Annotated in this window: 1 protein-coding gene and 1 pseudogene; both read right to left on the reverse strand. The window is 73.2% G+C overall.

All coding sequences use genetic code 11. The annotated features are described in order from the left end of the window. Positions 1-176: aldehyde dehydrogenase family protein (locus tag EBH09_RS38640; protein WP_238697225.1), on the reverse strand; the 176-nt coding region annotated here is incomplete at its 3' end. Positions 177-297: 121 nt separating this feature from the next. Further along, a pseudogene (locus tag EBH09_RS38645) lies at positions 298-481 on the reverse strand (sugar ABC transporter ATP-binding protein); the annotation flags it as partial.

A 481-nucleotide genomic window follows, 5' to 3' on the forward strand; every position in this document is an offset into this window, starting at 1 on the left:
GCCCAGGCCGGCAGGGCGGCGCGGGCGGCCCGTACGGCCGTGTCGACGTCCAGGGCGGTACCGGCGGGGACCTTGCCGATCACCTGCTCGTCGGCCGGGTTCACGACCTCGATCGTGTCCCGGCCGTCGGCGGGCCGCCAGGCTCCGTCGATGTACATGCCGTCGTGTGCCTTCATCGCGTTCCTTCCGGGCGGGCCTCGTCGTCCGCGCCCCAAACTAGCGCCGATAGTTTTATGGCACCAGGGGCGGCCACCATGGTGGCGCGGGTCACCTTCCCGGCGGGTCCGTTCCAGGCGGTCACTCCTCCAGGTCCGGCAGCCGCGCCGGGGCGGGGCAGATCCGCTCGCCGTGCTGGTCGAAGACGAACAGGTGGGCGAGGTCGACGAGGAGGGGGACCTGCATGCCGTGGCGCAGGTCGATGTCGGGGGTGGTCCGGACGATCAGGTCACCGGGGAGGCGGCCGTCGGGGGCGGTGACCGCG

Origin of the sequence: Streptomyces sp. E2N166, assembly GCF_003671715.1 — a bacterium.
In the GTDB taxonomy this organism is placed as follows: Bacteria; Actinomycetota; Actinomycetes; order Streptomycetales; family Streptomycetaceae; genus Streptomyces; species Streptomyces thinghirensis.